This is a genomic window from Bradyrhizobium sp. 139 (assembly GCF_023074175.1).
GTDB lineage: Bacteria > Pseudomonadota > Alphaproteobacteria > Rhizobiales > Xanthobacteraceae > Bradyrhizobium.
This window is the reverse complement of record NZ_JADPKS010000173.1, coordinates 150356-164520: the sequence shown is the minus strand read 5'-3', so window position 1 is coordinate 164520 and position 14165 is coordinate 150356. Positions and strand designations below refer to the sequence as shown.

Annotated in this window: 12 protein-coding genes; 4 read left to right on the top strand and 8 right to left on the bottom strand. The window is 64.2% G+C overall.

Translation table 11 applies throughout. From position 1 onward, the window contains the following. Positions 1-59: 59 nt before the first annotated feature. From IVA80_RS36845 to IVA80_RS36835, 3 genes are all read right to left on the bottom strand, one after another. The gene (locus IVA80_RS36845) at positions 60-1115 is read right to left on the bottom strand and encodes a lysylphosphatidylglycerol synthase domain-containing protein (RefSeq protein ID WP_247440015.1); all 1056 of its coding nucleotides are present in this window, start codon (positions 1113-1115) and stop codon (positions 60-62) included. Between the two features lie 451 nt (positions 1116-1566). Then, entirely contained in the window at positions 1567-1869 is a 303-nt protein-coding gene (locus tag IVA80_RS36840; RefSeq protein ID WP_247440014.1) for a hypothetical protein, read from the bottom strand. Between the two features lie 2 nt (positions 1870-1871). Beyond that, a complete protein-coding gene (locus IVA80_RS36835) occupies positions 1872-3266 on the bottom strand; it encodes an OmpA family protein (RefSeq protein WP_247440013.1) in 1395 nt (464 codons plus the stop codon). Positions 3267-3430: 164 nt separating this feature from the next. Here IVA80_RS36835 and IVA80_RS36830 point away from each other — a divergent pair, with 164 nt between their 5' ends. Further along, positions 3431-4489 (top strand): polysaccharide deacetylase family protein, encoded by a 1059-nt coding sequence (locus IVA80_RS36830; protein WP_247440012.1) that lies wholly within the window; start codon positions 3431-3433, stop codon positions 4487-4489. A gap of 254 nt (positions 4490-4743) precedes the next feature. Then, positions 4744-5553 (top strand): SDR family oxidoreductase, encoded by an 810-nt coding sequence (locus IVA80_RS36825; RefSeq protein WP_247440011.1) that lies wholly within the window; start codon positions 4744-4746, stop codon positions 5551-5553. A 185-nt stretch (positions 5554-5738) separates the two neighbouring features. On the opposite strand, the gene boxB is transcribed toward IVA80_RS36825, so the two are convergent. From boxB to IVA80_RS36805, 4 genes are all read right to left on the bottom strand, one after another. Continuing rightward, a complete protein-coding gene (gene boxB / locus IVA80_RS36820; protein ID WP_247440010.1) occupies positions 5739-7190 on the bottom strand; it encodes a benzoyl-CoA 2,3-epoxidase subunit BoxB in 1452 nt (483 codons plus the stop codon). Positions 7191-7338: 148 nt separating this feature from the next. Then, on the bottom strand, positions 7339-9033 hold the full coding sequence (gene boxC, locus IVA80_RS36815) for a 2,3-epoxybenzoyl-CoA dihydrolase (RefSeq protein ID WP_247440009.1): 1695 nt from the start codon (positions 9031-9033) through the stop codon (positions 7339-7341). A 264-nt stretch (positions 9034-9297) separates the two neighbouring features. Beyond that, positions 9298-10113 carry an alpha/beta hydrolase gene (locus tag IVA80_RS36810; RefSeq protein ID WP_247440008.1) on the bottom strand — a complete coding sequence of 272 codons (816 nt, stop codon included), beginning with the start codon at positions 10111-10113 and terminating at the stop codon, positions 9298-9300. Between the two features lie 114 nt (positions 10114-10227). Next, the gene (locus tag IVA80_RS36805) at positions 10228-11769 is read right to left on the bottom strand and encodes a benzoate-CoA ligase family protein (protein WP_247440007.1); all 1542 of its coding nucleotides are present in this window, start codon (positions 11767-11769) and stop codon (positions 10228-10230) included. Between the two features lie 131 nt (positions 11770-11900). Here IVA80_RS36805 and IVA80_RS36800 point away from each other — a divergent pair, with 131 nt between their 5' ends. Both IVA80_RS36800 and IVA80_RS36795 read left to right on the top strand, forming a co-directional pair. Beyond that, positions 11901-12809, top strand: a complete 909-nt coding sequence (locus IVA80_RS36800) for a helix-turn-helix transcriptional regulator (protein ID WP_247440006.1) — start codon at positions 11901-11903, stop codon at positions 12807-12809. A 12-nt stretch (positions 12810-12821) separates the two neighbouring features. Next, entirely contained in the window at positions 12822-13214 is a 393-nt protein-coding gene (locus tag IVA80_RS36795; RefSeq protein WP_247440005.1) for a group II truncated hemoglobin, read from the top strand. Between the two features lie 87 nt (positions 13215-13301). Here the strand turns inward: IVA80_RS36795 and IVA80_RS36790 are convergent, their stop codons facing one another. Continuing rightward, entirely contained in the window at positions 13302-14087 is a 786-nt protein-coding gene (locus IVA80_RS36790; protein WP_247440004.1) for an IclR family transcriptional regulator C-terminal domain-containing protein, read from the bottom strand. Between the last annotated feature and the right edge of the window lie 78 nt (positions 14088-14165).

Sequence of the window (14165 nt, the reverse complement as noted above, 5' to 3'; positions counted from 1 at the left end):
GAGAAGATGGGGCGTCGATCGCCATCGGGGGCGGGCTTCTCCTAAAGGGGATGCGCCGGTCAGGCGCCGCTGTCGCTGCGCTCTCTCACATAGGCGGCTTCACGCGCCGGGCCGGGGTCGAGCTTGAGCGCCGCCTGCTGCAGGCGCTTCGATCGAGCGCCAATGATAACCTCGCGAAACGTCAGCAAGATTACAGATATGACGAAGGGGGAGAGATAGTAGAGAACGCGGAACAGGAGCATGCCACCCAGCAGTTCCTCGCGGTCCATCTGCCAGAGGCCGACCAGCATGGCGGCGTCGAACACGCCGAGCCCTCCTGGCGAATGGCTGGCAAAACCGAGCAGCGTCGCCGAGACGAAGATCACCGCGACCACGACGAAGCCGAGATTGGGCTCGTCCGGAACCAGCACGTACATCGCGAGCGCGCAGAAGCCGAGATCGATGATGCCGATCGCGATCTGGAGCAGCGTCAGCGGACCGCCCGGCAGCACCACGGTCCAGGGCCCGCGGCCGACCATCCGGGGCTGGGTCCAGACCCAGACCACATAGGCGACCAGCCCCACGATGATCATCATCGCCAGCATCCGGTTCAGCCAGGGCGGAAGCTGGTCGATCGCCGCCGCGGCTTCCGGATGGTAGGAGATGCCGAGGCCGAGCACGGCGGCATTGCCGAGCCAGAAGGTCAGGCCGGCGAGGAAACAGATCTTTGCGACGTCGATCGCGTTCAGGCCATAGGCCGAATAGATGCGGTAGCGCACCGCACCGCCAGTGAAGACGCTGGCGCCGACATTGTGGCCGATCGAATAGCTGGTGAAGGCGGCGAGCGCGTTGATGCGGTAGGGCACATGGGCATGGCCGATCGCACGCACGGCGAACAGATCATAGAAGGTCAGGGTGAAATAGCCCGCGGCCACGAACAGCGCCGCCATCGCAATCTGGCTCGGCTCGGTGCTCTTGATCGCTTCGAGGACCTCGTTGACGTCGATGCCGCGCAGCATGTGGTAGAGCACATAGCAAGCGATGCCGATGACCGCGATGCTGATCACAACGCCAAGCTTATGCAGGACCTGCTTCTGGCGCAGAAACGTCATCGCCCTGCGTATGGCTTCCAGCATCTAGACCTCGAACAACGCTTCAGCGGCCAGGGTGGCCGGCGGACGGGCGGACGACACCCAGGCACCCGGCGAATCCTTGCCGCCGGCTCCGGCATCGCGCATGCCCCCTGCCCCTCCACTAGCGCGTTTCGGGGCGGAGTGGAATTCGGCAATTCGGACAAAAACTCGTGCCTTCAATATTTTAGGCAGGGTTGTGGGCTCCGGATGCACGGTTTGGCGCTTTCGGCGGCAAGACTGACGCGAATCTCCATGGCAATCCTGCGCAGGGGCCATGAAGTTTTGATGATTTCGATCGCACAATGTTCCGTCACGGCTTAAGCCGACGTCAATCTATGGTCTGCGCCTGCCTGTTGAAAGAGGGGGCCGTCGGAGCTGTAGTTCATGGTTTTCCGATGTGCCGAAAGGCCGCGCAGCCGGGCCCTGAGCCCAGCAGCCAGAGTGCACGGCAACATCACAGAGCGGCAGGCGGCGCGGTGCGTGACACCACCCGGTCGCGCAGCCAGGCGCCGATGATGCAGCCGACGAAGTAGCAGGCGAACATGATCAGCCCGAGATCGAGCCAGTAGCCGAAGCGGCCGGGGACCACATGCGCGAACGAGGCCGCGACCACGGCGGCGGCAAGCACGGCGAGCCAGCGCGCGGTCACCTTCGAGGTGCCGTTGCCGCGCTGGACCACCGAGATCCAGCCCATGCAAAAACCCAGCAGCAGCGAACCGATCAGCCAACCCAGATGGAACGAGACGAGATAGGGCATCGTCACCTCACCAGAAATTCGATGCGGCGGTTCTGCGCCTTGCCTTCGTCGGTGTCATTGCCGGCGAGGGGCTGCGTGGCGCCATGGCCGACGGCGGTGAAGCGGGTGGCGAGCAGACCGGCTTTGACCAGATAGTCGATCACCGCCTGCGCGCGCTTCTCCGAGAGAGCCTGGTTGAACGCGTCCTCACCATCGGCATCGGTATGGCCTGCGACCTCGATATTGGTGGTGGGGCAGCGCAGCGCAGTCTCGATCAGATGATCGAGGATTCCTGCGGAATCCAGATCAATGTTGGCGCGCTTCGGCTCGAAGCGGATCTTGCCCTTGTTCAGCAGCTCCGAGAACAATTGCTGGCAGACCGTGCCGTCGACCGGGCCCGCCGCAGGCTTCACCGTGATCTCCGGCTTGTACTGCCAGTTCTTCGGAAAGTCCTTGCCCAGGCCGGCGCGGATCTCGTTGGTGGCCCCCTCGTAGAGCGCATCGCCCGACAGCTTCACCTCGCGATCAGACACCACGAGCGTGCCGGTCGACAGCCGCGACAGCGCGCCGAGGGCTGCAACCACGGCAGTATTGAAGGAGCCGGGCGCGCCGATGCTGGCCTTGAGATTGTCGACGACCTTTTCGGTGAAGAATTTGCGCGACGCGCTGGTTGCGATCGCCGCATGCACGTTGTTGTCGGGTACGTAGCCGGTCAGCGTCACGGTCGCGGCAACCGGATCCTTGTAGGCCTGGAAGATGTAAGGCGGCGCCTTGACCTCGTTGGCGGCGATCGAAAACCCCTCCGGCAGGTGTTTGAGCGCGGCTGCAATCGCCTCACGGCCGCCGAGATCGCGCGCCATGCCTGACAGATTGACCTTGGTGTCTGTTATGGTGATCTTGCCGTCCTTGAGCTTGCCGATCTGGTCGAGCAGCAGCATCGCGGCGGCCTCGAAGCGCGGCGGCGCGCCGCGCGCCAGGCCCATCTGATCGGCGACCTCGGCCCCGTTGACTTCCCTGCGCGCCGCCTCGGTCAGCCGCGCCTTCATCGACGGCAGCGGCGCGGAGCCAGACAGCGTCACCCGCACCACGTCACGCTCGGCGTTCCAGACGAAGGGCTTTGCTTCGGGAACAAGGCGGGTCCGGTCGTCGACCAGGCGCACGCCCGGGACGAGCTCGACCGCCATCACGGCGTCGCGGCGCCCCTCCTCGGAAAAGGCCTCCGCGGCCAGGCTGACGTCCCGGCCATCCACGGCGATTCGGGTCTTGTCCAGAACGGTATCCTTGAGCGCCGCCGAACTGCGGGCGGACAGGTCCACCTCGACCGGCAAGGTATTATTCCAGGCCGCAAATCCCCACATGACGGCCAGGGGGATCAGCCCTGGCCACCATTTGCTGGCCCACCTGAAAAGCTTGTGCATTCGACGACCCGAACTCTGGAACCGGAGACAAAACAAACCCTTGGCGGGCTGTCAAACCGGAAATGGTGCCCTTCCGAAGGCCATGCGTGGACAATTGGAATAACTTTTTCTTCAAGGGTTCTTCCGTAAGTTGAAAATGGAATGCCAGAGTCCGCCAGCCGGTCATGAAACAACTCCGTAACAACGTCATCCGCGCCGGGCTGGGAGCACTCTATTTCAGCGGGGCGCACCACCTGTTGCGCCCGCTTTTGTCGGGCGTCGGCGCCATTTTCATGCTGCACCACGTGCGGCCGGCCCGCGAGACTGTGTTCCAGCCGAACCGGCATCTCGAAGTCGCCCCCGACTTCCTGCGCGCCACCCTGAGCCATTTGCGTTCGCGCGAGATCGACATCGTCAGCATGGACGAGCTGCATGAGCGGCTGGTGCAGGGCCGGTTCGATCGCCGCTTCGCCGCCTTCACCCTCGACGATGGTTACCGCGACAATCTCGACTATGCGCTGCCGGTTCTGCGCGAATTTGACGCGCCCTTGGCCGTCTATGTCGCGAGCGATTTTGCCGAGGGCACCGGACGGCTGTGGTGGATCGCGCTGGAGGCCGTCATTGCCAAGGCCGGACAGATCGACGTCCAGATCGGCAACGCCGCGCTGCGGCTCGATGCGACGTCACCCGCGGCAAAGCAGGCGACGTTCGACCGCCTGCACGACTGGCTGCGCGCACTGCCGGGCGAGCGCGACCTCAAGCGTGAGATCGAAGCGCTCTGTGCCAGATACGGCGTCGACATCGCCGCACTGTGCCGCGGCCTCTGCCTGTCCTGGGACGAGGTGAAGCAGCTCTCCGCCGATCCGCTGGTCACGATCGGCGCGCACACCATCAGCCATTGCAATCTCGCCAGGCAGAGCGAGGAGATCGCCGCGCAGGAGATGGCGGTGAGCCGCGCCCGGATCGAGCATGCGCTGGAGCGTCCCGTGCTGCACTTCGCCTATCCCTATGGCGACCGCGAGGCCGCGGGCGGGCGCGAATTCGCACTCGCGGTAGCCGCCGGCTTCAAGACCGCGGTGACGACGCGCCCGGGCATGCTGTTCGCCGAGAACGCCGGCCACATGACCGCGCTGCCGCGCGTCTCGCTCAACGGCAATTACCAGGACACGCGCATCCTGCCGATCCTGACCTCGGGCGCTGCAACCGCGATGTGGAACGGCTTCCGCCGGATCGCGGCGGCGTAGACCACATTCTCCGCTGTCGTCCCGGACATGCGTCAGCGCAGATCCGGGCCCATACCGCGGAATCCATCGATTGTGATCGATAGACGTACCGAACCAAGTGTCTCCGCCAAACACCTTGTTGTCGCTATGGGTCCCGGATCTGCGCTCCGCTCTGACAACGCTGCGCGTTGCCGGGAGCTGCGCTTGTCCGGGACAAGGACAAGATTGACTCCGCTCCCGCCCGCGCCCAAAACGGCGCAAACAAGGGAGGCACCATGTTCAACGATCTGTTCTCGCTCAAAGGCCGCGTCGCGCTGGTGACGGGCGGCTCGCGCGGTATCGGCAAGATGATCGCGGCGGGGTTTCTCAGTGCCGGCGCCGCGAAAGTCTACATCACCGCACGCAAGGCGGGCCCGTGCGAAGAGACGGCCAAGGAGCTCTCCGCGCAGTACGGCGGCGAATGCATCGCGCTACCGATCGACATCTCGACGCTCGCCGGCGCCGAGCTGCTGGCGAGCGAATTCAGCAAGCGCGAGCCAAAGCTCGACATCCTCGTCAACAATGCGGGCGCGGCCTGGGGCGCGGAGTTCGACGAGTTTCCGGAGAGCGGCTGGGACAAGGTGATGAACCTCAACGTCAAGGCGCCATTCTTCCTGACCAAAGCGCTGGCGCCCACGCTGCGCGCGGCGGCCTCGGCAGAGCGGCCGGCGAAGGTGATCAACATCGCTTCGATCGACGGCATCTTCGTCAATCCGGGCGAGACCTACTCCTACGCGGCGAGCAAGGCTGGCCTGATCCATTTGACGCGGCGCATGGCGGTGAAGCTGATCGGCGACCATGTCGTGGTCACCGCGATCGCGCCGGGCCCGTTCAAATCCGACATGAACCGCGCCGCGCGCGACCATGCCGACGAGGTCTCGACCCGCGTGCCCGCAGGCCGCATCGGCACCGACGAGGACATGGCGGGCGCGGCGATTTATCTCGCCTCTCGCGCGGGAGATTATGTGGTCGGTGCGACCATCGCGGTGGATGGCGGGATTGTCTATGCCAACCCCGGCATCAAGGGGAGCGGGTGGGATAGCTGAGGAGGCGCTTCGCGCTGCTCGCGGCGCGAACGGTGCGCTCCCTCGCCCCGCTCTTGCGGGGAGAGGGTTGGGGTGAGGGGCCTCTCTCCACACATAAGATCGACGTGAGACCTGTACCCCCTCACCCGGATTGCATCTGCGATGCAATCCGTCCTCTCCCCGCAAGCGGGGAGAGGTGAAGAAGCCTACGACTCGATCTTCACATACTCGAAATCACCGGGCTTGTTGTCGATGCCGACTTTCGGCGGCGCGATCCATGAGGCGAACTTGGCGGTCTCGGTGACGGGCTGCATCAGCGAGGCGATGAAGTCGCCGTCGGCAGTCGAAGGCAGCCACTCGTCCTTGCGCCTGGCCCAGGTCGCATCGTCGATCAGGAGGCCGTCGGGTGTGGCGTGCATGCCCTTGAACTCGCCGATGTGGCGATGGAAGGCGACGTTGGGCAGTTTGAGCTGAAACTGATAGCCCGCGGTCGAGATCACCTTGTTCCAGCGCAGCATGCCCTTGACGCAATCCTGGCTGTAATCGTCGCGCAGGCGCATGTTGAGCGCGGTCAGCGCCGGCTCGTCCACAAGCTTGATCTCGCCGTCGATGAACTTCAGTACCGGATAAGTCGCGTTCTTGAGCTGGTGATCGTCCTCGATCTGAGTCTCGTGATAGCGGCCCTTGATGCCGGTGTTGAAGGCGTTCGCCGCGTTGGTCGAGACCTCCGAGCCGAAGAGATCAAGCGACAGCGTATAGTGCAGGTTCAGCTTCTTCTGGATCGTCGGCAGGTCGATCACGCCGAGCGCGCGGACCTTCGCGATGTCGGTCGGATCGATGATGCCGGCTTCGCGCATCGCGTCGCAGGTGCGCTGCACGACGCGGGTAATGCCGGTCTCGCCGACGAACATGTGGTGCGCTTCCTCGGTCAGCATGAAGCGGCAGGTGCGCGACAAGGGATCGAAGCCGGACTGCGCCAGCGAGTGCAGCTGCATCTTGCCGTCGCGATCGGTGAAGTAGGTGAACATGAAGAAGGACAGCCAGTCCGGCGTCGCCTCGTTGAAGGCGCCGAGCATGCGCGGCGCGTCGGCATCGCCGGAGCGACGGCGCAGCAAATCATCGGCTTCCTCGCGGCCGTCGCGGCCGAAATATTTTTGCAGCAGGTAGACCATCGCCCAGAGATGACGACCTTCCTCGACATTGACCTGGAACAGATTGCGCATGTCGTAGAGCGAAGGCGCGGTCTTGCCGAGATGGCGCTGCTGCTCGACGGAGGCCGGCTCGGTGTCGCCCTGGATCACGATCAGGCGGCGCAGCATGGCGCGATATTCGCCGGGGACTTCCTGCCAGGCCGGCTCGCCGAAATGCTCGCCGAACGGCACGACGCGATTCTCTTCCTGGGGCGCAAGCAGAATGCCCCAGCGATAGTCGGGCATGCGCACGTAATCGAACTTGGCCCAGCCGCGCGGATCGACAGAGTACGCGGTGCGAAGGTACACCAGCGACTCCTGAAAACCTTCCGGCCCCATGTCGCTCCACCAATCCATGTACCCGGGATGCCAGCCCTCCAGCGCCTTCAGCACCTGGCGGTCTTCGGCGAGATTGACGTTGTTCGGAATCTTGGTCGAGTAGTCGACGTTCATGATGTTCATGTTCATGGCCGTGCTCCTTGGATTTCTTTCCGTCATGCCCGGCCTTGTGCCGGGCATCCACGTTCTTGCCTGCTGAGAAGGACGTGGATGGCCGGGACATCTAGCGCGAAGACGCGCTTCGCGCTTTTTCCCGGCCATGACGCGGCAAATGTGGCTACACCCTCGTCATATCGAATTTCGGCTTCTGGCCGCTGCCGTAGCGGCGCAACGCGCCTTCCTCGCCGACCGCGTTCGGGCGCTGGAAAATCCAGTTCTGCCATGCGGTGAGGCGCGAGAAAATTTTCGATTCCATCGTCTCCGGACCGACGAAGCGCAGGCTCGCTTCCATGCCGGTGAGGCTGTCGGGCGAAAAGCTCGCGCGCTCCTCGAGGAACACGCGGACCTCATCGTCCCAGTCGATATCGTCGAGCGCGAAGGTGACGAGGCCGAGCTCCTCGGCCTGCTCGGCGTCGAGCGCGGTGCCCATGGTGGCTTCCGCGCGCGCGACGTCGGACGGATCGGCCTGGAAGCGCGATTCCAGCCGCGTCAGGCCGTGGCTCATCGGATACGGACCGAAGTTCATGGCGGAGAGTTCGATCGACGGCGGCGGACGGTTGTCGCCCTGGCGCGTGCCGATCAACATGTAGGAGCGGTCGGCGGCAAAGACGAGCTCGGCCAGTGTGCCGGCAAAGCAGGAGCCGGGCTCGACCAGCGTCACCAGCGTGCGCGAGGTGACGTCGATGCGCTTCAACACGCGCTTCCAATAGTGCCTGATTTCGTTGACCAGCCAGTGCGCCTTATTGGTATTGGTCTCAAGGAAGGCGTCGTTGGCGAGCACATGGGCACGGTCGCCATGGCTCTTGAACACAAGCATCGCGATCTCGAGCTCGTTGATGCGTAGATGCAGGATCGCGTCATCGAGCTCGCGCGCGACCTGGAGTGGCCAGAACGAAGCCCCCTGCGCCATCATGCCGTCGATATCGGCGGGTGGTGCCGCCTCCGGCGCCTTAATCGAGATGGTGGCGATGCGCGCGGCGCGATCGATATCGACGCTGACAAAGCCATAGCGCAGGCTGGTCTCGTCGATGATGCGCTTGAGCGGCGTCAGCGCGATGCCCTTGCCGCTGCCCTTGCGCTTTGAGGCGTCGGCGAATTCTCTGGCGCGCTCGGCAACCTTGCCTTCGAGCTTGCTGTTCGGCGCGATCTCGTCGACGAGCCGCCATTGCACGGCGCGCTTGCCCTTGACGCCTTCTTCGATGGTGCAGAAGAAATCGGCGTGATCGCGGCGGACCTTGCGCTTGTCGACGACGCGCGTGAGGCCGCCGGTACCGGGCAGCACCGCGAGCAGCGGCACTTCGGGCAGCGCAACGGCGGACGAACCGTCGTCGGCAAGGATGATGTGGTCGGTGGCGAGCGCCAGCTCGTAGCCGCCGCCGGCCGCCGAGCCGTTCACCACCGTGATGAAGCGCTGGCCGGAATTTTCCGACGAGTCTTCCATGCCGTTGCGCGTCTCGTTGGTGAACTTGCAGAAGTTGACCTTGTGGGCGTGGGTTGAGCCCGCGAGCATTCGGATATTGGCGCCGGCGCAGAACACGCGGTTCTTGGCTGAGCGCATCACCACGACCTTCACCTCGGGGTGCTCGAAGCGCAGCCGCTGGACCGCGTCGGCAAGCTCGATGTCGACGCCGAGATCGTAGGAATTGAGCTTGAGCAGATAGCCCTCGAACAGGCCGCCGTTCTCATCGACATCCATGGTCAGCGTCGCGACGTCACCTTCGACCGCAAGCTTCCAGTGCCGGTAGCGGGACGGCTCGGTCTGGAAATCGATGAATGTCGCGCCGCCTGCGAGGCGCCGATCTTCCGCGGCCATGGGCCACCCCTAAGCTCGATTATGCGTTTTAGCTGTAGCGTTAGATGCACAATAATGCATCTTTTCGAAGGTGTCTAGCCTTTAACGGCCGTCACATGCATTTTGTTTCATGATCCCTATTGGGATTGCACGATGGCACTGAGCGCGATCCAATTGGTCTTGGACATCCAGCGCGGGTCTCGCCGGGCACATAGGCCCATTGCGGCCATGGAACGGGTCGCTTGCGTTCGGCGGCGCATTCACAGGGAATGCGCTTCCGCAAGATCATGCGGCGCGTCCCGGAAGTCCCTGATCGTCGCGCAGGGCCGCTTTTGCAAATTGCTCAATCGCGTCAAGCGTCGCTCCCGGCGCTTCACGATGCGGGGAATGTCCCGCGCCTGAAATGATTTTCAGATCTACCGGGCAATAGCACTCTTGCTGCGCGATTTCGACCTGACGCAGTGTGCCATATTGGTCGTCCGCGCCTTGCAGGACCATGACGGGGACGCGGACATAGGCGAGATATTCGGAAATGTCCCAGTCGCGGAATTTCGGATCGAGCCAGGCGTCATTCCAGCCATAGAAGGCGTTGTCGACGTCCTTGTGCCAGCGCGAAAGCTTGGACTTGAGATCGGTGGTCTCGAAGGCGGTCTTGATCGCGGCGATCGATGCCACCGAGATGTCCTCGACGATGAAGTGCGGCGCCATCAGCACGAGGCCGTTCAGGCGATGATCCTGATGCGCGCCGGCATAAATCGTCGCGATCGAGCCACCATCGGAATGGCCGAGCAAGAGGCCACGCTTGAAGGAAATCGCATCGAGGACCTTCGGCAGCACGTCCAGCGCCTCGCGCTGCATATAGTCGAGCGGCCGCGGCAGCGCGACCTTACTCGACTGACCATAGCCCGCGCGCGAGTAGACGAAGATGCCAGCGCCGGTGGCCTCTCGCAGTTTTTCCGGGAAGTCGCCCCAGAGGCCGGCGGAGCCGAGGCCTTCATGCAGCATGACGATGGTCGGCGCGTCGGCAGCCGGCGGCGCCAGCCATTTGTATTCGAGGCTGGCGTTGCCGATGCTGAGGAAGCCTGTGGGGGTGAGGGTCATGTTCGTGCCATTCTCTCCGTCGTCATGCCCGGGCTTGACCCGGGCATCCACGCCTTTTCTCAATCGTGGGTGCACGTGGATGGCCGGGTCAAGCCCGGCCATGACGAGCTGTTGCTAATTCGCCCCGTCTCGCAGCTTGAACCGCTGGATCTTCCCCGTCGCGGTCTTCGGCAGCGACTCCACCACATCGATCCAGCGCGGATATTTCCACGGGCCGATCTTCTGCTTGACGTGCTCCTTCAGCATCTCCTGCAAGTTCGCCGTCGTCGCACCCGGGCGCAGCACGACGAAGGCTTTCGGCTTCAGCAGGCCTTCTGGGTCGGCCTCGGGCACGACCGCGGCTTCCAGCACGGCCGGATGCGTGATCAGCGCGCTCTCGACCTCGAACGGCGAGACCCAGATGCCGGAGACCTTGAACATGTCGTCGGCGCGGCCGCAGAAGGTGTAGCGGCCGTCGGCATCCCGGACATATTTGTCACCGGTGCGGGTCCACGGCCCCTCGAAGGTGCGGCGGCTCTTGTGGCGCTGATTCCAGTAACCTTCGCCGGCGGAGGGCGCATCGACCATGAGCTCACCGACCTCGCCGTCGGCGACATCCTGGCCGGCCTCGTTGACGAGCCGCACCGCATAGCCCGGCACGGGCTTGCCGGACGAGCCGTATTTGATGTCGCCGGGCGCGTTCGACAGGAAGATGTGCAGGAGCTCGGTCGAGCCGACACCGTCCAGGATATCGACGCCGAAGCGCGCCTTCCAGCTGTTGCCGACGGATTCCGGCAGCGCTTCGCCGGCCGAGGTGCAGATGCGCAAGGACTTGCCGCCGCGCTCGCTCTTCATCGTCTCGTCGTTGAGCATCGCGGCGAACAGTGTCGGGACGCCGTAGAAGATTGAGGGATTGTAGCGATTCATCAAGTCGAACATGCGCGCCGGCGTCGGGCGCTCGCTGTTCAGCACCACGGTGGCGCCGACCGACATCGGAAACGTCAGCGCATTGCCGAGGCCATAAGCAAAGAACAGCTTTGCCGCGGAGAGACAGACGTCATCCTCGCGGATACCGAGCACCTGCCTGGCATAGGTGTCGGCGGTGGCCTGCAGGTTCGAGTGCAGGTGGCGCACGCCCTTGGGCATGCCGGTCGAGCCGGACGAATAGAGCCAGAACGCGGGCTCATCCGGATGTGTCGCGGCGGTCGTGAACTGATCGTTCTCGCGCGCGAGTTCTTCCGCGAGCTGCTTGTGGCCGTTCATCTTGGCGCCGGAGACCACGACGTGTTCGAGATCCGGCATGCGGCCGACGACGTCCTTGATGATGGGGTAAAGCGCCTCCGAGACGAACAGCACGCGCGCGCGGCAGTCGGCGAGGATATAGGCGTACTGGTCCGCGGTCAGCAGCGTGTTGAGTGGCACCGGCACGATGCCGGCGCGGATCGCGCCCAGAAACACGATCGGGAAATCGACGGTGTCCAGCATGATCATCGCCACGCGCTCTTCGCGGCGGGCGCCGAGACGACGCAGCATGTTGGCGGCGCGCCGCGTTTCCCGCTGGAGCTCGCCGTAAGTGAGCCGCGAGACGGTGTCGTCGAAGGCGAGCTTGCTGCCGCGGCCCTCCTCGACATTGCGCTCGAGCAGCCAGGTCACCGCGTTATAGGATCCCTCGCCCACCGATTTCCCCTCCCGAACTTAGAATTATAATTCATAGAAAGACACTGCGGCGGCTTGCTGTCAATGCCAGCAGGCATTATGTTTCATTAAAACGCGCCGCAGGACATCAGGACATCCGCTAAAGAAGAAACATGACCGACAGTCCCGACGCCGAATCCCGATTTCTCGAACAGCTCGGCCAGCGTGTGCGCACCATGCGCGCGCTGCGCGGTATGTCGCGCAAAGTGCTCGCCAAGGTATCAGGAATTTCAGAGCGCTACATCGCGCAGCTCGAGAGCGGCAAGGGCAACGTCTCGATCGTGCTGTTGCGGCGCGTCTCGGACGCGATGGGCGCGCATCTGGAAGACCTGCTGCCCTCCGCCGATCCGACGCCGGACTGGCAGATGTTTCGCGATCTGCTGCGCAAGGCGACGCCGGCGCAGATCGCGCAGGCCAAGGATCTGCTCGCCGGCGGCAGTGCCTCCGCGCCGCGCCGCGCGCCGTTCTGCGGCATCGCGCTGATCGGCCTGCGCGGCGCCGGCAAATCCACGCTCGGCAGGATGCTGGCGAAGAAGGTCGGCTGGAGTTTTGTGGAGCTCAACAAGGAAGTCGAGCAGCAGAATGGGCTCTCGGTCGCCGAAATCATTGCGCTCTACGGCCAAGAAGGCTTTCGCCGCATGGAGCAGGCGGCACTGCAGCAGCTGCTCGCGCGCGACGAGCTGATGGTGCTGGCGACCGGCGGCGGTATCGTCTCCGAGCCGCTGACCTTCGACCAGATCCTGTCGTCGTTCTACACGATCTGGCTGAAGGCCGAGCCCGAGGAGCACATGGCCCGCGTGCGCCGCCAGGGCGACCTGCGTCCGATGGCGGACGACCGCTCCGCGATGGCCGAGCTGCGCAACATTTTGCTGAGCCGCGAGCCGCTGTATGCGCGTGCGACCGCGGTAGTGGATACCGCTGGCCTCTCCGTCGACGCCGCCGCTGCACGGCTGATCGATGCGGTGCGCCCCGTGCTGCAAAACGAAGCCCGCAGTTTTGGGCTGCGCAGCGTGGCCCTGTAGGGCGGAGCTTCCATGAGTGATAGCGACGTAACGCTTTCCATGTTCGAGCGGATCGGTGGCAATGCCACGATCGAGCGGCTCGTCGAACGCTTCTATGAGCGGATGGATATGTTGCCGGAGGCGCGTGCCATCCGCGTGATGCACGCGGCCGACCTCGGCCTCATCAAGGACGTGCTGAAGCGTTACCTCACCGAATGGACCGGCGGGCCAAAACTCTATTCGGTCGAGAAGGGCCATCCGCGGCTGCGCCAGCGACACATCGGCTTTGCGATCGGCGATGCCGAACGCGATGCGTGGCTACTCTGCATGCGCGGCGCGCTGGAGGAGACGGTCATCGACATGGCCGCGCGGCAAGATCTCGATCGCGCGCTGGCCGGCTTGGCCGACTGGATGCGCAACCGGTAGCAGCGCTGTAGCCTGGATGGAGCGAAGCGCAATCCAGGAAGGCCTCGCCGGCGGTGAGATCCCGGATTTCGCTTCGCTCCATCCAGGCTACAAGAGCTGCGAACGCACCGACTCGGCCGCTTCCCGCAGCAGCGGCAAGAATCGCCCGATCAATTCCTGCGCCGGCACGCGGTCGACATGGGCGCCCATGTTGATGGCAGCGACGATCACATCATCGTAACGGCGGACGGGGACGGAGATGGAGCGGAAATGCGGCTCGGCCTCGCGGTCAACCAGCGAATAGCCCTGCGCACGGTCAGCGATGATGCGCGTGAGCAGCGTCTTGGGATCGGTCACTGTCTGCGGCGTCAGGCGTTCGCGCTTCATCGCCCTGAGGCGCACGGCCAGTTCGGTATCGGTGAGCCGGCCGAGCATGGTGCGGCCGACCGAGGTGCAGAAGGCCGGCAGGCGATATCCGATGTCGAGGCCACCTGAAAAGACGCGCGCGGGACCGCCGCGAGCGATGAACACGACGTCATCGCCGTCGAGCACCGCGAGCGAGGAGATTTCCTGCGCCGCGATGGCGACGCGGTCGAGCACAGGCTGAAGCACGGTGACGAGCTGATTGGACCGCAAATAGGACGCCGCAAGCGTCAGCACATGCGGCGTCAGCGAGAACAGCTTGCCGTCGCCGGCGACGAAGCCGCCACGCTGCAACGTGAACAGGATACGCCGTGCCGTGGCGCGCGGCAGCTCCGCTGCACGGGCAAGATCACTCAAGGTCATCGGGCCGGCGGCCGCGCCGAAGCATTGCAGTAGCCGCAGGCCGCGATCGAGGCTCTCGACGAAATCCGTCGAACGCTCATGGCTGTCGCTCCGCTTCAGCTTGGGCATGAGTGTCGGGACATTCCTGCAAAATAGTGCTTGCTGCCGATCCAAGGCATGTCATAATTCGCCCATTCGTTCAATAGG